Source organism: Mycolicibacterium chitae (assembly GCF_900637205.1).
Classification (GTDB): domain Bacteria; phylum Actinomycetota; class Actinomycetes; order Mycobacteriales; family Mycobacteriaceae; genus Mycobacterium; species Mycobacterium chitae.
In genome coordinates this window covers 3,205,286-3,224,674 of record NZ_LR134355.1, presented here as the reverse complement: position 1 = coordinate 3,224,674, position 19,389 = coordinate 3,205,286, and the positions used below count along the sequence as shown (strand labels likewise).

18 protein-coding genes are annotated in these 19,389 nt (G+C 69.6%); 11 read left to right on the top strand and 7 right to left on the bottom strand.

Features of this window, described 5'->3' with window-relative positions:
* Positions 1–44 precede the first annotated feature (44 nt).
* From leuC to EL338_RS15290, 3 genes are all read left to right on the top strand, one after another.
* A complete protein-coding gene (leuC, locus tag EL338_RS15300) occupies positions 45–1,460 on the top strand; it encodes a 3-isopropylmalate dehydratase large subunit (protein WP_126334523.1) in 1,416 nt (471 codons plus the stop codon).
* A 20-nt stretch (positions 1,461–1,480) separates the two neighbouring features.
* A complete protein-coding gene (leuD, locus tag EL338_RS15295) occupies positions 1,481–2,077 on the top strand; it encodes a 3-isopropylmalate dehydratase small subunit (RefSeq protein WP_126334522.1) in 597 nt (198 codons plus the stop codon).
* A gap of 201 nt (positions 2,078–2,278) precedes the next feature.
* Positions 2,279–2,941 carry an HU family DNA-binding protein gene (locus EL338_RS15290; RefSeq protein WP_126334521.1) on the top strand — a complete coding sequence of 221 codons (663 nt, stop codon included), beginning with the start codon at positions 2,279–2,281 and terminating at the stop codon, positions 2,939–2,941.
* A 69-nt stretch (positions 2,942–3,010) separates the two neighbouring features.
* Here EL338_RS15290 and mutT1 read toward each other — a convergent pair whose 3' ends face one another.
* From mutT1 to cofC, 3 genes are read right to left on the bottom strand one after another with little or no spacing between them, the layout of a single operon-like run.
* Complete coding sequence (gene mutT1, locus EL338_RS15285) at positions 3,011–3,922, bottom strand: 8-oxo-(d)GTP phosphatase MutT1 (protein WP_126334520.1); 912 nt, start codon at positions 3,920–3,922, stop codon at positions 3,011–3,013.
* Positions 3,923–3,949: 27 nt separating this feature from the next.
* Positions 3,950–6,145 (bottom strand): RNA degradosome polyphosphate kinase, encoded by a 2,196-nt coding sequence (locus EL338_RS15280; protein WP_126334519.1) that lies wholly within the window; start codon positions 6,143–6,145, stop codon positions 3,950–3,952.
* Complete coding sequence (gene cofC, locus EL338_RS15275) at positions 6,142–6,807, bottom strand: 2-phospho-L-lactate guanylyltransferase (RefSeq protein WP_126334518.1); 666 nt, start codon at positions 6,805–6,807, stop codon at positions 6,142–6,144. Before cofC ends, EL338_RS15280 begins: the two co-directional genes overlap by 4 nt.
* 71 nt (positions 6,808–6,878) lie before the next feature.
* Here cofC and EL338_RS15270 point away from each other — a divergent pair, with 71 nt between their 5' ends.
* The 3 genes from EL338_RS15270 to EL338_RS15260 are packed head-to-tail and all read left to right on the top strand — an operon-like array spanning position 6,879 to position 10,181.
* On the top strand, positions 6,879–7,889 hold the full coding sequence (locus EL338_RS15270; protein ID WP_126334517.1) for an NAD(P)H-dependent glycerol-3-phosphate dehydrogenase: 1,011 nt from the start codon (positions 6,879–6,881) through the stop codon (positions 7,887–7,889).
* 2 nt (positions 7,890–7,891) lie between these two features.
* Positions 7,892–9,010: a cystathionine gamma-lyase gene (locus tag EL338_RS15265; RefSeq protein WP_126334516.1), complete on the top strand. Its 1,119-nt coding sequence runs from the start codon at positions 7,892–7,894 to the stop codon at positions 9,008–9,010.
* Positions 9,011–9,044: 34 nt separating this feature from the next.
* Positions 9,045–10,181, top strand: a complete 1,137-nt coding sequence (locus EL338_RS15260; protein ID WP_126336890.1) for a D-alanine--D-alanine ligase family protein — start codon at positions 9,045–9,047, stop codon at positions 10,179–10,181.
* 10 nt (positions 10,182–10,191) lie between these two features.
* Here EL338_RS15260 and EL338_RS15255 read toward each other — a convergent pair whose 3' ends face one another.
* Positions 10,192–10,710, bottom strand: coding sequence for a DUF3515 domain-containing protein (locus EL338_RS15255; protein WP_126334515.1), 519 nt, complete (start codon positions 10,708–10,710; stop codon positions 10,192–10,194).
* 54 nt (positions 10,711–10,764) lie between these two features.
* On the opposite strand from EL338_RS15255, the gene EL338_RS15250 reads away from it, so the two are divergent.
* Together EL338_RS15250 and EL338_RS15245 are read left to right on the top strand one after the other, a co-directional pair.
* On the top strand, positions 10,765–11,730 hold the full coding sequence (locus EL338_RS15250; protein WP_126334514.1) for a thiamine-phosphate kinase: 966 nt from the start codon (positions 10,765–10,767) through the stop codon (positions 11,728–11,730).
* An 11-nt stretch (positions 11,731–11,741) separates the two neighbouring features.
* Positions 11,742–12,422, top strand: a complete 681-nt coding sequence (locus tag EL338_RS15245; RefSeq protein ID WP_126334513.1) for a uracil-DNA glycosylase — start codon at positions 11,742–11,744, stop codon at positions 12,420–12,422.
* On the opposite strand, the gene EL338_RS15240 is transcribed toward EL338_RS15245, so the two are convergent.
* Both EL338_RS15240 and rpmB read right to left on the bottom strand, forming a co-directional pair.
* Positions 12,423–12,764, bottom strand: a complete 342-nt coding sequence (locus tag EL338_RS15240) for a hypothetical protein (protein ID WP_126334512.1) — start codon at positions 12,762–12,764, stop codon at positions 12,423–12,425.
* 42 nt (positions 12,765–12,806) lie between these two features.
* Entirely contained in the window at positions 12,807–12,998 is a 192-nt protein-coding gene (gene rpmB, locus EL338_RS15235) for a 50S ribosomal protein L28 (protein WP_126334511.1), read from the bottom strand.
* Positions 12,999–13,189: 191 nt separating this feature from the next.
* On the opposite strand from rpmB, the gene EL338_RS15230 reads away from it, so the two are divergent.
* The 3 genes from EL338_RS15230 to EL338_RS15220 are packed head-to-tail and all read left to right on the top strand — an operon-like array spanning position 13,190 to position 17,748.
* The gene (locus EL338_RS15230; protein ID WP_126334510.1) at positions 13,190–14,818 is read left to right on the top strand and encodes a fatty acid kinase ATP-binding subunit FakA; all 1,629 of its coding nucleotides are present in this window, start codon (positions 13,190–13,192) and stop codon (positions 14,816–14,818) included.
* The gene (recG, locus tag EL338_RS15225) at positions 14,819–17,041 is read left to right on the top strand and encodes an ATP-dependent DNA helicase RecG (RefSeq protein ID WP_126334509.1); all 2,223 of its coding nucleotides are present in this window, start codon (positions 14,819–14,821) and stop codon (positions 17,039–17,041) included.
* Positions 17,038–17,748: an HNH endonuclease family protein gene (locus tag EL338_RS15220; protein WP_179967212.1), complete on the top strand. Its 711-nt coding sequence runs from the start codon at positions 17,038–17,040 to the stop codon at positions 17,746–17,748. Before recG ends, EL338_RS15220 begins: the two co-directional genes overlap by 4 nt.
* Here the strand turns inward: EL338_RS15220 and EL338_RS15215 are convergent.
* Complete coding sequence (locus EL338_RS15215) at positions 17,657–19,342, bottom strand: DUF222 domain-containing protein (protein WP_235666157.1); 1,686 nt, start codon at positions 19,340–19,342, stop codon at positions 17,657–17,659. The genes EL338_RS15220 and EL338_RS15215 overlap by 92 nt on opposite strands.
* Between the last annotated feature and the right edge of the window lie 47 nt (positions 19,343–19,389).

Here is a 19,389-nt window from a genome sequence, read left to right as displayed (position 1 = left end):
TGAGATTGCCAGCCCGATCGGCACCGCGGGGGAATCGAGATGTGATGGCCACCAATTCTGTTCCGCGCACCATGGCCGAGAAGGTCTGGGCGGACCATGTCGTCGCCTCCGGCGACGGCGAACCCGACTTGATCTACATCGACCTGCACCTCGTCCACGAGGTGACCAGCCCGCAGGCGTTCGACGGTCTGCGCCTGGCCGGCCGCCCGGTGCGTCGCCCCGATCTCACGATCGCCACCGAGGATCACAACGTCCCGACCGTGGACATCGACAAGCCGATCGCCGACCCGGTCTCGCGCACGCAGGTCGAGACGCTGCGGCGCAACTGCGAGGAATTCGGCATCCGGCTGCACCCCATGGGCGATGTCGAACAGGGCATCGTGCACATCATCGGACCGCAGCTGGGCCTGACCCAGCCGGGCACGACGGTGGTGTGCGGGGACAGCCACACCTCCACGCACGGCGCGTTCGGCGCGCTGGCCATGGGCATCGGGACTTCCGAGGTCGAGCACGTGCTGGCCACCCAGACGTTGCCGCTCAAGCCCTTCAAGACCATGGCGGTCAACGTCGACGGCACCCTGCCGGCCGGCGTGACGGCCAAGGACATCATCCTGGCCGTGATCGCCAAGATCGGCACCGGCGGGGGACAGGGCCACGTCATCGAGTACCGCGGCAGCGCCATCGAGGCGCTGTCGATGGAGGGCCGGATGACGGTGTGCAACATGAGCATCGAGGCGGGTGCCCGCGCCGGCATGGTCGCCCCGGACCAGACCACCTACGAGTTCCTGAAGGGCCGGCCGCACGCGCCGAAGGGTGCCGATTGGGATGCAGCGGTGGCCGCCTGGGATCAGTTGCGCACCGACGAGGGCGCCGAGTTCGACACCGAGGTCTACATCGACGCGGCTGCCCTGAGCCCGTTCGTCACCTGGGGCACCAATCCGGGGCAGGGCGTTCCGCTGTCGGCGACGGTGCCCGATCCGGAGATGATGACCGACGACGCGGCCAAGCAGTCCGCCGAGAAGGCGCTGACGTACATGGATTTGACGCCTGGCACGCCGATGCGCGAGATCGCGGTCGACACGGTGTTCGTCGGGTCGTGCACCAACGGCCGCATCGAGGATCTGCGGGCGACGGCCGAGGTGCTGCGCGGCCGCAAGGTCGCCGACGGGGTCCGGATGCTGGTGGTGCCCGGTTCGATGCGGGTGCGCGCGCAGGCCGAAGCCGAAGGCCTCGGCGAGGTTTTCGTGGCCGCCGGCGCCGAGTGGCGGCAGGCGGGCTGCTCGATGTGTCTGGGCATGAACCCGGATCAGCTCTCGCCCGGGCAGCGCTGCGCCTCGACGTCGAACCGCAACTTCGAAGGGCGACAGGGCAAAGGTGGCCGAACTCACCTGGTATCCCCGGTGGTGGCCGCCGCAACGGCGGTGCGCGGCACGCTGTCCTCGCCGGACGATCTGAACTAGAAGACTGGAGCGGATAAAAGATGGAAGCCTTTGACACCCACACCGGCATCGGAGTTCCGCTGCGACGGGCCAATGTCGACACCGATCAGATCATTCCGGCGGTCTACCTGAAGCGCGTCACCCGAACGGGTTTCGAGGACGGATTGTTCGCCGAATGGCGCAAGGATCCGAGCTTTGTATTGAATCTGAGTCCCTTCGATCGGGGCTCGGTGTTGGTCGCCGGACCGGATTTCGGCACCGGATCCTCACGCGAGCACGCCGTGTGGGCACTCATGGACTTCGGCTTCCGGGTGGTCATCTCGCCCCGCTTCGCCGACATTTTCCGGGGCAATGCCGGAAAGGCCGGTCTGTTGGCCGCACAAGTTTCTGCCGATGATGTGGAACTGCTGTGGAAGCTCATCGAGCAGAGCCCGGGGCTGGAAATCACTGTCAATCTTCAAGATCGAAATATCGTCGCCGGAACGGCGGTGGTGCCGTTCAACATTGACGATTACACCGCCTGGCGGCTGCTCGAGGGGCTCGACGATATAGGCCTTACGCTGCGGAAACAAGATTCGATCACGGCCTACGAGGCGGCGCGCCCGAGTTGGAAGCCGAAGACCCTGCCGGCCCCCTGAGCCTGTCGAAACTTCCGAATTGACGCCAGCTGAATGGACTTCTGCGGCGCCCCGCCATGAGGCCTAGGGCCCCAATCGGATTGAAAAAAAGTTCGCTGGCATTACCTGAAACCGCGCGTGGCTCTTGGAAATCAGGCATAGCAGGGTTTACCGTGTCCACTAGTCGGTCCAAAGAGGGCCACTGGTTTCGGAGGTTTTTGGATGAACAAAGCAGAGCTCATCGACGTACTCACGGAGAAACTGGGCTCGGACCGTCGTCAGGCCACCGCCGCGGTGGAGCATGTCGTCGACACCATTGTGCGCGCCGTGCACAAGGGCGACAGCGTGACGATCACCGGCTTCGGCGTATTCGAGCAGCGCAGGCGCGCCGCCCGGGTTGCGCGCAATCCCCGCACTGGTGAGACGGTGAAGGTGAAGCCGACCTCGGTTCCGGCGTTCCGCCCGGGGGCGCAATTCAAGGCGGTTGTCTCTGGCGCACAAAAGCTCCCGGCCGACGGTCCGGCAGTCAAGCGTGGCGTCGTGGCGGGCCCCGCCAAGAAGACGGCGGCCAAGAAGGCCGCGAAGAAGACGGCCGCCAAGAAGGCCGCACCGGCCAAGAAGGTAGCCGCCAAGAAGACCGCCGCCAAGAAGGCGGCACCGGCCAAGAAGGCTGCGGTCAAGAAGGCCACCCCGGCCAAGAAGACCGCTGCCAAGAAGGCGGCACCGGCCAAGAAGGCTGCGGTCAAGAAGGCGGCACCGGCCCGCAAGACCGCCGCCAAGAAGGCCGCACCGGCCAAGAAGGCCGTCGCCAAGAAGGCACCCGCCCGCAAGGCCGCGACCAAGGCTCCGGCGCGTAAGGCGCCGGCCAAGAAGGGTCGCAAGTAGGGCGGCAGCACCACTGAATGCGCCGCGGGAGTTCGGCTCCCGCGGCGTATTCGTGTGTGCAGGGAACTCTCAGCGAAGTGCCAGCGGACTCTCGACATGGTCGGCGGCGATGAGCTTTTCGCCGTCCAGCGACAGGATCCACACGCTGCCCTTCTTGTTCCGCGAGGTCTCCGGGGTGAGCCCGGCCGATTCGCACCACCACGCGATGAGATCCGGGATGACCTTGCCCTGCGTGCAGATCACCGGAGTGCGTGAGGTCGCCGCGATCTCGAGGACGCGGGCCCGGCCCCGCTTGGGGTGCTCGTTGTAGGCCTCTTCGGTCAACGCCGGTTCGTTGCTGATCGGGGCGCCGATCTCGTCGGCCAGCGGTTCGATGGTCTGATGACAGCGCACCCGGTCGGCGGCGTGTAGCTCGCTCGCCCCGAACGCCAGCAGCAGACCCACCAGGGACTCGGCCTGGGCCCTACCGTTCTTGTCCAGCGGGCGCTTTCGATCATCGCCCCGGTACTTGCTCTTCTGCCCGGCGGTCGCGTGCCGGACGATCAGCACGGTGCGGGTGTCGGCGGGCAGTTCGTTGAACTGCCGCAGCACCGACTGATCATGGGGATACTTCAGCTGCGTCAACGCATCCTCGACCGGCAGCCACAACAGCTTGTCCACTTCGTGATTCGGCGTGAAGTCGCCGTCGGTGGCGCGGGCCGCCCAGTACTGGACATGTTTGGTGCCCTCGGCGACGGGGTAGGTGACCGACATCAGTCGCCGACCGAGCACGGCGTGATAGCCGGTCTCCTCGTGGATTTCCCGCACCGCGGTGACCGCCAGGGTCTCGCCGGGATCCACCTTGCCCTTGGGCAGCGACCAGTCGTCGTAGCGCGGCCGGTGGATCACCGCGACCTCGCGCCGGGACGGCTCTTCCGGGGCGGGCCGCCAGAGGACCGCGCCGGCGGCGAGTATCGGTTGGGGTGAAGCCTGTTTCGGCACCTCTACTCCTGCAGGTCGATTCGACGGCTAGGGCTGGCGGTGCTTTTCCATCAGCGAGCGCTGATGGTCGCGCACCGTCTGGCCCTGCAGCGGTGAGGCGATCCAGTTGCCGTCGGGACTCAACTCCCAGCACCGGGTGTCCGGGTGCAGGGCCGACTCGAAGACGTCGTCGAGTTGGGCGGTCAGGCGCGGATCCTTGACCTGCGCCATGACCTCCACCCGGCGGTCGAGGTTGCGGTGCATCATGTCGGCGCTGCCGATCCAGAACTCGTTGATGGCCTTGAAGTGGAGTATCCGCGAATGTTCCAGGAACCGGCCGAGAATGGAGCGCACCGCGATGTTCTCGGACAGGCCGGGCACCCCGGCCTTGAGCGCGCTGATGCCGCGGACCACGATCTCGACCCGGACGCCGGCCTGCGACGCGCGGTACAGCGCATCGATGACTTGCTCGTCCACCAGGGCATTGGCCTTCAACCGGATTCGCGCGTCCATCCCGTCCTGAGCGGCCTCGACCTCGCGTTCGATCCGCTCGATGATGCCCTTGCGGACGCTGTGCGGAGCCACCAACAGATTGCGGTAGCTGACCTTGCGGGAGTAGCCGGTCAACGAGTTGAACAGGTCGGTGAGGTCGGCGCCGATGTCGGGCGCGGCGGTCAGCAGGCCCACATCCTCGTAGAGCCGAGCGGTTTTCGGGTTGTAGTTGCCGGTGCCGATATGGCAGTACCGGCGGATGGTCGACCCCTCGCGCCGCACCACCAGACACGTCTTGCAGTGCGTCTTGAGTCCGATCAGGCCGTAAACCACGTGTACACCGGCCTGTTCGAGGGCGCGTGCCCACTTGATGTTGGCCTGCTCGTCGAAGCGGGCCTTGATCTCGACGAGGGCCACCACCTGCTTGCCGGCCTCGGCGGCGTCGATGAGCGCGTTGACGATCGGCGAGTCACCCGAGGTGCGGTACAGGGTCTGTTTGATCGCAAGCACATTGGGATCGGCCGCGGCCTGCTCGATGAACCGTTGCACCGTCGTCGAGAACGAGTCGTAGGGGTGGTGCACCAGCACGTCACCGTCGCGCAGGGTCGAGAAGATGCTCTTGGGGGTCTCGCGCTCACCGAACGCCGCGGGCGTGGCCGGCACGAAGATCGGGTCCTTGAGTCGCGGCCGGTCCACCCCGTAGATCTGCCACAGCGACGAGAGATCCAACAGCCCGGGCACCTGGATGACGTCGCCGGGGTGCACATCGAGTTCGCGCAGCAGCAGTTCCAACATGTTGTCGGTCATGTCGTCGGCGACCTCGAGGCGCACCGGTGAACCGAACCGGCGCCGCGCCAGTTCCCGCTCGAGCGCCTTGAGCAGATCCTCGTCGCGGTCCTCTTCGACCTCGAAGTCGGCATTGCGGGTGATCCGGAACGCGTGATTCTCCACGATGTCCAGACCGGGGAACAGCACCGGCAGGAAGGCCGCGATCAGTTCCTCCATGGGCAGGAACCGGATGTCGTGGTGCCCGTCCTCGCGTTCGGCGCCCTGCAGTTCCACGAACCGGTCGACGTTGTCGGGCACCTTGATCCGCGCGAAGTGCGTGGTGCCGTCCTCGGGTTGGCGCACCGTGATCGCCAGATTCAGGCTCAGTCCGCTGACGAACGGGAACGGATGCGCGGGGTCCACCGCCAGCGGCGTCAGGACCGGGAAGACCTGCTCGTGGAAGTAGGTCGACAACCGGTCGCGTTCGCTGTCGTCGAGATCGGTCCAGCCCACCACCCGGATGCCCTCGGCGGCCAGCGCGGGTCGCACCGAATTCTGGAAGACCTCGGCGTGTCGATTGGCGATCTGCTGGGTGCGCTCGCCGATCCGGCGCAACTGCTCGCGCGGGGACAGCCCGTCGGCCGAGCGTACCGACAGGCCCATCTCGTCGCGGCGCTTCAGCCCGGCGACCCGGACCATGTAGAACTCGTCGAGGTTGGAGGCGAAGATGGCCAGGAACTTCAGGCGCTCCAACAGCGGCAACGACGTGTCGGCGGCCAGCGCCAACACCCGGGCGTTGAAGTCCAGCCAACTCAGTTCCCGATTGAGGTAGCGATTCTCCGGAAGCTCGCTGTCGGCGGCGGCGTTGGTCGCCGCCGGCGGAGCATCCGGTGCCGCGGGCCGCGCCTGCCAGTCGTCGCTGTCGGTTGCCGGAACGGGGGGAGCGGACGGTGTGGCGTCGGTATCGGTCACGCCGCCAATCATCCCCCATGACCCCGATCGGTGCTCGGGGATCGATGGGCGGGCTCGACCGCACGCCGGGTCGCCCTGCCCATGCCGAGGCGACGCGCGGCCCGCAGATCCTCGGGGGTATCGATGTCGCAGCGCAGGCCGGGCCAGGCGCCGGTGAGTTCGACGGCACCCGAGGACCGATGCCGGTCGGCGGAATCGGTGCCGAAGCGCGGCTCCATCGGTACGCCGAGGGCGAACAGCGCCGAGGTGCCCGATCCGTGCCGGTCGGCGACGAAGCTGCGCGGGTGCCGCCGGGCCGCGGCCAGCGCCTCGCTCAACTCGTGGGTCTGCAGTGCGGGCAGATCACCTTGCAGCACAGCAACATTCGGAACCTCGCGGCGAATCTCGGCCTCGGCGACGGCGATGGCGTTGTTGAGCGGATCGGGATGGCCGACGGGGGTGGGATCGACGATCACCCGCGCGCCGAGGTCGACGGCCGCCGCGGAGGCGTCCTCGTCGGGAGTGACGACCGTGATCGAGGCCAGGGCCGGCAGTGCGCGGGCCGCCACGATGGTGTCGATGAGCATGGCCAACACCACCGCCTCCCGGGTGCTCGCCGAGAACACCGGTGCCAGGCGGGTCTTGGCGGCGCCGAGCCGTTTGACGGCGATGACCAGCCCCACATCCGAGCTCATGTGGGTCATCCTGCCAGCGCCGCTCGCTAGGCTGACGGGCACATGGGTTGCCAACGCATCACGAGGGAGATATGGCCAGCACGGTAGGTACCGCGGCGGTGATGGGCGCCGGCGCCTGGGGGACGGCGCTGGCCAAGGTGCTGGCCGAGGCCGGCAGCGACGTTCGACTCTGGGCGCGGCGCCCCGAGGTGGCCAAGGAGATCAACACTGACGCCACCAATCGCGAATACCTCGCTGACGTCGTCCTTCCGGCCGGTGTGCGGGCCACCACGGACGCGCGGGAGGCCCTGGACGGGGTCACGACCGTGCTGTTGGCGGTGCCCTCCCAGAAGCTGCGGGCCAACCTCGAGCAGTGGACGCCGCTGATCGATCCCGGGGCGACCCTGGTCAGCCTGGCCAAGGGCATCGAGCTGGGCACGCTGATGCGGATGAGTCAGGTGATCGCGCAAGTCAGCGGCGTCGATCCGGCGCAGATCGCGGTGCTCTCCGGGCCCAACCTCGCCAGCGAGATCGCGCAGGGCCAGCCCGCCGCCACCGTGATCGCCTGCACCGATTCAGGCCGGGCCGTGGCGCTGCAGCGGGCGTTGAGCACCGGCTACTTCCGGCCGTACACCAATTCCGACGTGATCGGCACCGAGATCGGCGGCGCCTGCAAGAACGTCATCGCGCTGGCGTGCGGGATGGCCTCCGGCGTCGGGCTGGGGGAGAACACCGCGGCCGCGATCATCACCCGGGGGCTGGCCGAGATCATGCGGTTGGGCATCGCCCTGGGCGCCAAGGGCGCGACCCTGGCCGGGCTGGCCGGTGTCGGCGACCTGGTGGCCACCTGCTCCTCGGAGCAGTCCCGCAACCGGGCCTTCGGGCGGCGCCTGGGGCAGGGCGCCTCGCTGCAGGCCGCCCAGGAGGCCACCAGCGGGCACGTGGCCGAGGGCGTGACGTCGTGCGAATCGGTGCTGGCGTTGGCCTCGAGTTACGACGTGGAGATGCCGCTGACCGATGCGGTGCACCGGGTCTGCCACCGCGGTCTGTCCGTCGACGAGGCCGTGGCGCTGCTGCTCGGCCGCAGCACCAAGCCGGAGTAGCGATGACCGACACCTACGGAACCGACGGGCCCTCCACCCGGTGTGTGAAAGCCGCCAGCGCACAACCGGTTCCCGGTCAGCCGGTCGCGCCGTTCCCCATCACCGCGTCCGCCTACCACCTGTCCGACGACGAGACGGCCGACCTGGACACCTACGGCCGCAGCTCCAATCCCACTTGGCGGCAACTGGAATCGGCGCTCGCGCAACTCGAGGGCGCGACCTCGGCGCTGATCTTCGGGTCCGGGATGGCCGCGATCACCTCGGCGCTGCGCGCGTTGACGGCGCCGGGGACCACGCTGGTGGTGCCCGGCGACGGCTACTACCAGGTGCGCGCCTACGCCACGGAATACCTTGCGCGCAACGGGGTCAACGTTGTCGCGGCGTCCAGTTCCGAGATGGTCGATGCCGCCGGGGACGCCGACGTGGTGCTCGCCGAGACGCCCGCCAACCCCAGCCTGGACGTCGTGGATCTGCATCGGCTGGGGATGGTCTGCCGATCCCGCAACGCGCGGCTGATCGTCGACAACACCGCGGCCACACCGCTGGGGCAGCAACCGCTGTCGCTGGGTGCGGATCTGGTGGTCGCCAGCGCGACCAAAGCTCTTTCCGGACACAGCGATCTGATCTCCGGATACGTCGCGGGCTCGCATCCGGAGTTGCTGGATGCCATTGCGCGCGAACGGTTGCTGTCCGGCCCGATCCCGGGCGCATTCGACGCCTGGCTGGTGCTGCGCAGCCTGGGCAGCGCGGGCCTGCGCTTCGAACGGCAGTGCTACAACGCGGCCGCGCTGGCCGCGCTGCTGGACGGCCACCCGTCGGTGTCCCGGGTGCGCTACCCGGGCCTGCCGGGCGACCCCGCGCACCCGGTGGCCGCGGCGCAGATGCGCCGCTTCGGCGGATTGGTCAGCGCGGACCTGGCCGACGCCGCGGCCGCCCGCGACGTCGTGCAGCGCAGCGAGCTGCTGGTGGCCTCGACGAGTTTCGGCGGCATCCACACCTCGGTGGATCGGCGGGCCCGTTGGGGCGACGACGTCGACGCCGGTTTCATCCGCATCTCGGCCGGCATCGAGGACACCGACGACCTGATCGCCGACGTTGAACGGGCGCTGCACGGGCTGTGAACGGCGCGGGCCGGTAGCCTCCTAGGCTGTGACTGTGCCTGACCGCCACCCGCAGCCGGATCCACCGCTCGGCAAGGTGCGCGTTGCGGTCGTCTTCGGCGGCCGCAGCAGCGAACACGCCATTTCCTGTGTGTCGGCCGGCAGCATCCTGCGCAACCTCGACCCCGAGCGCTTCGAGGTGGTCCCGGTCGGCATCACCCGCGAGGGTGCCTGGGTGCTGTCCGAGGCCACCCCGGCCAGCCTGGCGATCACCGACGGGCGGCTGCCCGAGGTCACCGACGCGCCGGGCGCCGAACTGGCGTTGACCGCCGGCCCGCACCGCCGCGGCGAGTTGCTCTCGCTGGAGGCCGCGGCCGCCGGGGAGATCCTGGCGTCGGTCGACGTGGTGTTCCCCGTCCTGCACGGTCCGTTCGGCGAGGACGGCACGCTGCAGGGCCTGCTCGAACTCGCCGGCGTGCCCTACGTCGGGGCCGGCGTGCTGGCCAGCGCGGCGGGCATGGACAAGGAGTTCACCAAGAAGCTGCTGGCCGCCGACGGACTGCCGATCGGCGACCACGTCGTCCTGCGGGCGCACCAGCCCACGCTGACACCGGAGCAACAGGAGCGGCTCGGCCTGCCGGTCTTCGTCAAGCCGTCGCGCGCGGGATCGTCGATGGGCGTCAACCGGGTGGGCTCCTGGGCCGACCTGCCGGCCGCCATCGCCGATGCCCGCCGCCACGATCCGAAGGTCATCGTCGAGGCCGCGATCGTCGGCCGCGAACTGGAATGCGGCGTCCTGGAACTGCCCGACGGCCGGCTCGAGGCCAGCACCGTCGGCGAGATCCGGGTCGCGGGCGTGCGCGGCCGCGAGGACGGCTTCTACGACTTCAACACCAAATACCTCGACGACGCCGCCGAACTCGACGTGCCCGCCAAGATCGACGACGACATTGCCGACGAGATCCGGCAGCTCGCCATCCGGGCGTTCAGCGCGATCGACTGCCAGGGCCTGGCGCGGGTGGACTTCTTCCTCACCGAGGACGGCCCGGTGGTCAACGAGATCAACACCATGCCCGGCTTCACCACCATCTCGATGTATCCGCAGATGTGGGCGGCCAGCGGCGTGGACTATCCGACCCTGCTGACCGCGATGGTGGAGACGGCGCTGTCCCGCGGCACCGGCCTGCGTTAGCGCGATCTGATCAGCGGGGCGGCGCCGGGTCGATCGGCTCGGCGGGCAGGGCCGCGCTGATGGCCGCCGAGAGTCCCTGTATGGGTGTGGGGCCCGAATCCTCGGGCAGCGTGAGCGCGATGTACACCTCGCGGTCCACCGCGAACCAGGTGATGCGGTCGGCCTCGCTGACCCGGAACCAGCTCACGTCGTCGACCATCTGCAGCGGGGCGCCCTGCACGAAATCCACGGGGCGGTCCAGCCCGCAGCGCAGGATCACCGGCTCCGGGTCGGCCGCGTCGCGCCAGGCGGCAACGCCGTCGGGGGACGGGTCCGCGGTGGGCGCGCGCTGGTAATCCCCGAGCCCGTCCGGCAGGGCCGCCAGCAGCTGGACGCACGCGGCGCTCTCGGCGTGCGGCGCGGGCACGGCCGCGACGGGAACGGGTGCGGGCGCGCGGTTGGCCGCGAGCACCAGGATTGCGACCAGGGCACCCACACCCACCACTACCGCCGCGATGAACACCCAGCGCGGCGGGCCGTCCTGCTCCACGCGAACTCCTGCCTTTCTCCTACACTGACCTGCAGAACGTACCGCAGAGGTGAGATGACCGACGACAACCAGACCTTGCGCGAGGTCGGCGAATTCGCGGTCATCGACCGTCTGGTCGCGGGCCGCCGCCAGCCGGACTCGGTGCTGATCGGCCCCGGTGACGACGCCGCGGTGATCACCGCCCCCGACGGCCGCGTGGTCATCTCCACCGACATGCTGGTCCAGGACCGACATTTCCGGCGGGACTGGTCCACACCGCACGAGATCGGCCGCAAGGCGATCGCGCAGAACGCTGCCGACATCGAGGCGATGGGCGCCCGCACAACGGCATTCGTCGTGGGTCTCGGCGCTGCCGCGGACACCCCCGCCCGCGACCTGCAGCAACTCTCCGACGGTCTGTGGGACGAGGCCGAGCGGGCCGGGGCGGCCGGGATCGTCGGCGGGGATCTGGTGTCGAGCCCGCTGTGGGTGGTGTCGGTGACCGTCTTCGGCGACCTGGCGGGCCGCGCGGCGGTCACCCGCGGGGGCGCGCAGGCGGGCGACATCGTGGCCGTTGCCGGGCACCTGGGTTCCTCGGCGGCCGGGTTCGAGCTGCACCGCGCCGGCCTGATCGACTGCGAGGACCTGCGCCGACGGCACCGGGCGCCCGAGCCGCCCTACGGGCAGGGAAAGGCCGCCGCACTGGCCGGCGCCACCGCCATGACCGATGTCTCCGACGGCCTGCTGGCCGATCTCGGTCACATCGCCGCGGCGTCCGGGGTGCGCATCGAGGTGACGAGCGCGGCGCTGGGACCGGACCGCGAGGCGCTGGCCGGCGCGGCCGAACGGCTGGGGGTCGACCCCTTGGGCTGGGTGCTCGGCGGCGGTGAGGACCACGCGCTGGCGGCCTGCTTCCCGGGCGCACCCCCGGCGGGGTGGCGCGTCATCGGCACCGTTTCCGAGCCCGGGCCGGCCGGTCCCGACGTCCTGGTCGACGGCCGCCGGTGGACCGGTTCGGCGGGCTGGGAGTCGTTCAATTAGGTTGGTCCATCGTGACTGCGCAGCCGTTGAACGAACTCGTGGAGGAGGGCTGGGCGCGGGCGTTGGCGCCGGTGGCCGGTCAGGTCGCGGAGCTCGGTGAGTTCCTGCGCGCCGAACTCGCCGAGGGCCGCGGCTATCTGCCCTCGGGGAAGAATGTGTTGCGCGCCTTCACCTTCCCGTTCGATGCGGTCCGCGTGCTGATCGTCGGGCAGGACCCCTATCCGACCCCCGGGCACGCCGTCGGGCTGAGCTTCTCGGTGGCGCCGGACGTCCGTCCGCTGCCGCGCAGCCTGGAGAACATTTTCAACGAGTACGGCAAGGACCTCGACCTGCCCAAGCCGTCCAACGGCGATCTCACGCCCTGGTCGCAGCGCGGCGTGCTGTTGCTCAACAGGGTGCTCACGGTGCGACCCGGCAACCCGGCGTCGCACCGCGGCAAGGGTTGGGAGGCGGTGACCGAATGCGCCATCCGCGCGCTGGTGGCCCGCGGCACCCCGATGGTCGCGATCCTGTGGGGGCGCGATGCCGGCACGCTCAAGCCGATGCTGGGCGCCGGCTGCGGCATCGTTGAATCCCCGCATCCGTCGCCGCTGTCGGCCAGCCGCGGGTTCTTCGGCTCGCGGCCGTTCAGTCGCGCCAACGAACTCCTGGTCAAGCAGGGCGCCGAGCCCATCGACTGGCGCCTGCCGTAGTTACGGCGCCGGGATCGGCGGCGGCGAAGGAATTGGGGGCGGCGACGGGATCGCCGGCGGGGACGGGATGGCCGGCGGCGACGGGATGTTGATGTCGACGTCGCCGTCACCGTCGGTCGGCGGCGGTGTCTGCTCGGCCGGCGGCATGGTCTCCGCGGGCGGCATGGTCTCGCCCGGCAGCGTGGTCTCGGTCTCCGTCACCACCTCCGAGGTCGTCGTCTCGGTGGTGTCCGTGGTGGTGGTGTCCTCGGTATCGGAGCTGCTACCGCAGGCGGTCAGCAGCAATCCGGCCGCCGCGAGCGACGCGACGGCAGCCTTGGGTTGTGAACGCGAAATGGTCATGGAGCGTGCCATACCCAACGGGCACGGCACGCTAAACCTGAACTAGCCGCGGACCTTGCCGGCCTTGATGCACGACGTGCAGGCGTTCACCCGGCGCTTGTTGGCACCCGGACGGTCGGCCACGCGCACCGCCTGGACGTTCGGGTTCCAGCGGCGGCTGGTCCGGCGATGCGAATGCGACACCATCTTGCCGAAGCCGGGGCCTTTTCCGCAGATCTCGCACACGGCAGCCATGGGGCACACTCCTCTTTCATCAAGCTTCAGTACGTACTGGGGGCCAACGACCGCGTGGCGGGTGGCACCGACAACCTGACCAGAATACCGGGGGTCGCTCAGATCGCCAAAACGTGGTCGCCGCGTGAACGAAACCGTCGCCGGTCCCGACTAGGCTAGCGCCCGCACCGGGCGGCAGGAAGGGGGCATCGATGTCGGAGCGTCGGCTTGACGGTGTTGCCCTGCGGGACTGGGCCCACGCCTGCGTGGGCGATCTGATCGCCCACACCGACGAGATCAACGCGCTCAACGTATTCCCCGTGGCGGATTCGGACACCGGCACGAACATGCTGTTCACCATGCGTTCAGCGGTGTCCCGGGTCGACACGACCGATCAGCGGGGCATCGTCGCGGTGGCCGGCGCGCTGGCCACCGGGGCGCTGCGCGGCGCGCGCGGCAACTCCGGGGTGATCCTGTCGCAGATCCTGCGGGCCTTCAGCGATGTGCTCGCCGACGAGGGCGTCTCCGAGATCGACGCCGGCATGTTCGGCGCCGTCCTGCGGCGCGCGGTGGGCCTGGTGGTCGCCGCGATGGGCGGGGCGCCGGTGGCCGGGACCATCGTCAGCGTGTTGCAGGCGGCCGCGGATGCGGCCGAGGACAGTGCCGAATCTTCGCTGCCCGAGATCTCGCTGACCGAGGCCGTGGCCGCCGCCGCGGACGCCGCGGCCACCGCCCTGGACCGCACGCCCGAGCAGTTGCCGGTGCTGGCCGAGGCCGGGGTGGTCGACGCGGGCGGGCGGGGACTGCTGGTCCTGCTGGATGCGCTGTGCGCGACGGTCGGCGGCCGGCGCAGCGCCCGCCCCGTCTACGAGCCCAGCACCCCGGCGGGGTCGGCCTGCACGCACCTGCAGTCGGCGCCGGCCTTCGAGGTGATGTACGTGCTGGCGCAGTGCGAACCCGGGCGGGTCGGCGAGTTGCGGTCGCGGCTGCTGGCGCTGGGGGATTCGGTGGTGATCGCCGCGGTTTCCGAGGTGGGCTATTCGGTCCACGTGCACGCCGACGACGCCGGTGCCGCGGTCGAGGCCGCGCTCGACATCGGCACCCCCAGCCAGATCCAGATCTCGGCGCTGACCGCGGGCCCCACCGGCGTCGCGCCGAGCAGTTGGGGCCGCCGACGCGCGGTATTGGCCGTCGTCGACGGGGAGGGCGCGGCGAGGTTGTTCGCCGACGAGGGTGCCGCCGTGCTGCGGCCCGCCCCGCCCGGCCACCATCCGCGGGTCAGTGCCCAGCAGTTGCTCCGCGCCGTCGTGGACACCGGGGCCGCGTCGGTGCTGGTGCTGCCCAACGGATTTGTGGCCGCCGAGGAATTGGTGGCCGGCTGCACCGCGGCCATCGGGTGGGGCGTCGACGTGGTGCCGGTACCGACCCGCTCGATGGTGCAGGGGCTGGCGGCACTGGCCGTCCACGACGCGACCCGCCAGGCGGTCGACGACGGCTACACCATGGCGGCCGCGGCCGGGGCGACCCGGTTCGGCTCGGTGCGGGCCGCCGATCAGGAGGCGCTGACCTGGGCGGGGCCGTGCCGGGTGGGCGACGGCCTGGGGATCTTCGGCGACGAGGTGCTGGTGGTGCGCCACGACGTGGTGGCCGCCGGGCGCGGGCTGATCGACCTGCTGCTCGGGGTCGGCGGCGAACTGGTGACCGTCCTGCTGGGCGCGGATGTCGACGATCAGGTCGCGGCGCTGCTCACCGAACACGTCGAGCGGCACCACCTGGGGACCGAAGTCATCACCTATGCCACCGGCCACGCCGGCGACGCACTGATCATCGGGGTCGAATAGATGGCCGCGCTCGGGGATCCGCTGGACTTCATCATCGGCAAGAAGGCCGCCGACCTGCTGGACGACACCTTCGGCATCCGCACCGTCGACGATCTGTTGCGGCACTACCCGCGCAAGTACAGCCGCGGGTCGACGGTGCTCGGCGAGGACGACGAACCGCCCGAGGAGGGCGAGCACATCACCTTCGTCGACACCATTTCCCAGGCCGATCTGCGCAGGATGAATCGCACGCCGCACCGCGAGTACCTGGTGGTGACCCTCGGTGACCGACGGCCGAAGGTCACCGCGACATTCTTCAACCCGAAGTACCTCAAGCGCACCCTGGTGAAGGGCACCAAGGTGATGCTGTCGGGGGAGGTCGGCTACTTCCGCGGCACCATGCAGCTGACGCATCCGGGTTTTCTCATACTGGACTCGCCCACCGGCAAGGCCGGCGGCGGCACCAAGTCGCTGATGAAGATCGCCGAAAGTGCCCAGGGCGACGGTGAATTCGACCTGTCGGTGTTCGAGCGGGACTTCTTCCCGATCTACCCGGCCAGCTCGAAGTTGCAGAGCTGGGACATCTACGCCTGCGTGCGGCAGGTGCTGGCCGTGCTGGACCCGGTCCCGGACCCGCTCCCGGAGTCGATCCGGCGCGAGATGGATCTGGTGTCCGAGGACGAGGCGCTGCGGGCGGTGCACCTGGCCGAGAACCAGGCCCCCCGCGAGCGTGCCCTGGAGCGGTTGCGCTTCGACGAGGCGGTCGGGCTGCAGTGGGCGTTGGCGCAGCGCCGATTCGGCGAACTGTCCGAGGCCGGGCCGGCCGCACCGCGGCGCGACGACGGGTTGCGGTCGGCGCTGCTGTTGCGGTTGCCGTTCGAGCTCACCGGCGGGCAGAACGAGGTGCTCGACGTCATCTCGGGAGAGTTGGCGCAGACCCGCCCGATGAACCGCATGCTGCAGGGCGAGGTCGGTTCGGGCAAGACCGTGGTGGCGCTGCTGGCGATGCTGCAGATGATCGACGCCGGGTATCAGTGCGCCATGCTGGCGCCCACCGAGGTGCTCGCCGAGCAGCACGCCCGGTCCATCCGCGACGTGCTGGGGCCGTTGGCCATGGCCGGCCAACTCGGCGGCGACGAGGACGCCACCGGGGTTGCGCTGCTGACCGGCTCGATGTCGGCGGCCGCCAAACGCGATGCGCGCGAACAGATCTCCTCCGGGACGGCTGGCATCGTGATCGGCACCCACGCGCTGCTGCAGGATGTGGTGGAGTTCGACCGCCTCGGCATGGTGGTGGTCGACGAGCAGCACCGCTTCGGCGTCGAGCAGCGAGACCAGTTGCGCTCCAAGGCCCCCGACGGCGTGACCCCGCACCTGCTGGTGATGACCGCGACGCCGATTCCCCGCACCGTGGCGCTGACCGTGTACGGGGACCTCGAGACCTCCACGCTGCGGGAGCTGCCCCGGGGCCGGCAGCCGATCGCCACCAACGTCATCTTCGCCAGGCAGAAGCCCAGCTGGTTGGACCGGGCCTGGCAGCGCGTGGTCGAGGAGGTCGCCGCCGGACGGCAGGCCTACGTGGTGGCCCCGCGCATCGAGGACGACGACAAGATGGCCAAGCCCGTCGCGGGATCGGGGCGCACCGCGACCGCCGTCGTCGACCTGTACGCCAAGCTGAGCAAGGGCCCGTTGGCCGGCGTGCGGGTGGGGTTGATGCACGGTCGGCTGACGCCGGAGGAGAAGGACGCCGTGATGGGCGGTTTCCGCGCCGGCGAGATCGACGTGCTGGTGTGCACCACCGTCATCGAGGTCGGCGTCGATGTGCCCAATGCCACCGTCATGGTGGTCATCGACGCCGATTGGTTCGGCATCAGCCAGCTGCATCAGCTGCGGGGTCGGATCGGTCGCGGTTCACATCCGAGCCTGTGCCTGTTGGTCACCGACCTGTCCGAGGCTTCCAAGGCCGGTGGCCGGCTGCGGGCGGTCGCGTCGACCCTGGACGGGTTCGAGCTCGCCGACCTCGATCTGGAGGAACGGCGGGAGGGTGATGTGTTGGGCCGCCGCCAGTCCGGGCGGGCCTCCGGGTTGCGGCTGTTGTCGCTCATCGATCACCGCCCGCTCATCGAAACCGCGCGCGAGTTCTGCGACGAGATGTACCCGCGGGACCCCGACAATCGCGGCATGGCCCTGCTGGCCGCGCCGTTCAGCGGCACCGACCGCATCGAATACATGGACAAGTCGTGAGGCGCACGACGCTGCTGTGGCTGGCGGCCATCGCGGTGTTGACGGTGGTGGTCGCCGTTCAGGTGCTGATGTCCGCGGGGGAGCGCGAGGTGGCCGCGCAGGCGACCGGCGGTCCGCCCACGGTCGAGCCCGGCGCCGACGTTCTGGCCGGGATTGCGGTGGTGCCCATGCGAATTCGCGGTTTCGATTATCACCGCGCGGCGTTCGGGGATGCCTGGGACGATTTCAATGACGCCCCGGGTGGGCGCAACGGATGCGACACCCGCAACGACATCCTCAACCGGGATCTGGTGGACACCACGCCGGTGGCGATCAAGCGCTGTCCGAATGCGGTGGCCACCGGCACGCTGCACGATCCCTACACCAACGCCGTCGTGTCGTTCGTGCGCGGCAATCAGACCGGGGCCTCGGTGCAGATCGACCACATCGTGCCGCTGGCGCTGGCGTGGGATCTGGGTGCGCGGGGCTGGGACGACGCCAAGCGGAAGCGCTTCGCCAATGACCCGGCCAACCTGCTTGCCGTGGCGGGGAAGGCCAACCAGGACAAGGGCGATGGCGAGCCCGCGGTGTGGATGCCGCCCAACGTCGCATTCCACTGCCAGTACGCGATGCAGTTCATCGAGGTGTTGCGCGGCTACCAGTTGCCGGTGGACGAGCCCTCGGTCCCGGCGTTGCGTGCCGCGGCCGCAACCTGTCCCGCCGGCTAGAAGGGTGGTTCGTCGGGGTCGGTGGTGGGGGTTTGGGGTGGTGGTTGCCAGTTGGCGGTGATGGTGGGTTTTCGGGTGGGTCGTTGACCCAGGTGCAGTAGGGGCTGGTGCTGGGGGTGCCTTTGAGGAGGTGGAGTCGGCGGCGGACTTCGTTGCGCCATTGGCGGAGGTCGATTTCTTGGGCGCGGGCGTGGTTGAGTTGTTGGGTTTCGGTGTTGGTGGCGCGTTTGGCGGTCATGGCGGCGCGGGCGGTGCGGGTGCGGCGGGCTTTTTCGGCGTGGCGGTTGCGCGGTAGTGGGGCCGGGGCGGCGCAGGCGGCGATGTCGGGAAAGAGTTCGGCGCCGTCGGGGGTGCTGCGGTAGGTCCGTCCGGTGGGGGAGGTCCATTCGATGGTGCCGTCGTGGTGTTGTGTGGTGCGCCAGCCGTCGGGGCCGGTGTGGAAGGTTTTGAGGCGGTGGTGTTCGCGGCATTTGGCGTCGAGGTTGCCGGTCAGGGTCCAGCCGCCGCGGAAGGGGTGGCGGTGGTCGAAGGGGATGGTGTGGTCGAGGTCGGCGCGCCAGGCGGAGCGGTTGCAGCCGGGGAAGCTACACGTCAGGCTGCGGCATCGGACCCAGCGGGTGGCTGCGGCGCTGGGTTGGTGGCGCAGTAGGTCGTCGGTGTCGGTGTGGGGTTCGGGTCGGGTGGTGGGGCGTAGCAGGGCGCCGTTGTCGGCGAGGTCGCGGACTTGGGCGGCGTCGATGACGCCGTAGCCGTCGAGGTAGCCGGGGTCTTCGGTGGCGCCGGTGAGGGTCTCGGCGCTGGCGATGACGTTGATGACCACCCGCCCCGTGGCGGGATTGGCGGCTTGGGCGGTGCGAGTGGGGCAGTCGGTGTTCTCACACGCACAGGCCAGGGTGGCGTGGCCTTCGCCGAGGGCGGCCATCGCATCGGCGCGACGCTGATCGGGGGTGCGGGGGTCTTCTGAGCAGACTGCGCGGGCCATCGCGGTGAGGCGTTGGTCGAACAGTACGGCGGCGGGGGCGGTGAGTTTGGCGTCGATGCGGGCCATGCCGTTGGGTTGGGTGTTCAGGGTGACGCGGCGGTCGGTGTCGGCGGTTTTGCGGCGTTGTTTGGCGGCGTCGGGGTCGGCGTCGTGCACGGTGGTGTCGATGGTGTTGAGCAGTCGGCGTCGTGACCAGCAGTCCCAGGTGCTGATCTTGTCTGCCAGGGCGGCGTCGATGGTGGGCATCAGCGCGGTTTCGACGTAGTCGGTGCCGGTGGTGATCGCGGTGGCATCTGACCAGCTGATCTTGCCGTCGGCCAGCAGCCCGTGGATTCGGGGTAGGCGGGTGTCGAGGGCTTCGGCGTGCCCGACGAGTTGGCGCGCCAAGTGCGGGGTGATGTTCATCGCGGCGCCGACTTCGGCGCAGGTGCGGCTGAATCCGGTGATCAGGGCGTAGCCGGGGTCGGTGGGGTCGTGGCCTTCGGCTTCGGCGGTGCGTAGCCACAGCAGCGCGGCGATCGCCCCGGTCCGTCGAGCGTGGGTCGCCGATTCGGCGCGGTGGGTGTCTTCGACCACCGCGAGCAGCTCATCCGGCGAGCTCGACTCGAACATACGTTCGATTCTACACGGCCGTGGAAGCCATGTCGAGAAGTTGCTGG

What these genes read in the sequence shown, in the direction of transcription:
- leuD (WP_126334522.1), top strand. Translation starts at nt 1,481, where the DNA reads ATGGAAGCCTTTGACACCCACACCGGCATCGGAGTTCCGCTGCGACGG.
- EL338_RS15270 (WP_126334517.1), top strand. Translation starts at nt 6,879, where the DNA reads ATGGCCAGCACGGTAGGTACCGCGGCGGTGATGGGCGCCGGCGCCTGG.
- EL338_RS15230 (WP_126334510.1), top strand. Translation starts at nt 13,190, where the DNA reads ATGTCGGAGCGTCGGCTTGACGGTGTTGCCCTGCGGGACTGGGCCCAC.
- leuC (WP_126334523.1), top strand. Translation starts at nt 45, where the DNA reads ATGGCCACCAATTCTGTTCCGCGCACCATGGCCGAGAAGGTCTGGGCG.
- EL338_RS15290 (WP_126334521.1), top strand. Translation starts at nt 2,279, where the DNA reads ATGAACAAAGCAGAGCTCATCGACGTACTCACGGAGAAACTGGGCTCG.
- recG (WP_126334509.1), top strand. Translation starts at nt 14,819, where the DNA reads ATGGCCGCGCTCGGGGATCCGCTGGACTTCATCATCGGCAAGAAGGCC.
- EL338_RS15240 (WP_126334512.1), bottom strand. Translation starts at nt 12,764, where the DNA reads ATGACCATTTCGCGTTCACAACCCAAGGCTGCCGTCGCGTCGCTCGCG.
- EL338_RS15250 (WP_126334514.1), top strand. Translation starts at nt 10,765, where the DNA reads ATGACCGACGACAACCAGACCTTGCGCGAGGTCGGCGAATTCGCGGTC.
- EL338_RS15280 (WP_126334519.1), bottom strand. Translation starts at nt 6,145, where the DNA reads ATGATTGGCGGCGTGACCGATACCGACGCCACACCGTCCGCTCCCCCC.
- EL338_RS15215 (WP_235666157.1), bottom strand. Translation starts at nt 19,342, where the DNA reads ATGTTCGAGTCGAGCTCGCCGGATGAGCTGCTCGCGGTGGTCGAAGAC.
- cofC (WP_126334518.1), bottom strand. Translation starts at nt 6,807, where the DNA reads ATGAGCTCGGATGTGGGGCTGGTCATCGCCGTCAAACGGCTCGGCGCC.
- rpmB (WP_126334511.1), bottom strand. Translation starts at nt 12,998, where the DNA reads ATGGCTGCCGTGTGCGAGATCTGCGGAAAAGGCCCCGGCTTCGGCAAG.
- EL338_RS15265 (WP_126334516.1), top strand. Translation starts at nt 7,892, where the DNA reads ATGACCGACACCTACGGAACCGACGGGCCCTCCACCCGGTGTGTGAAA.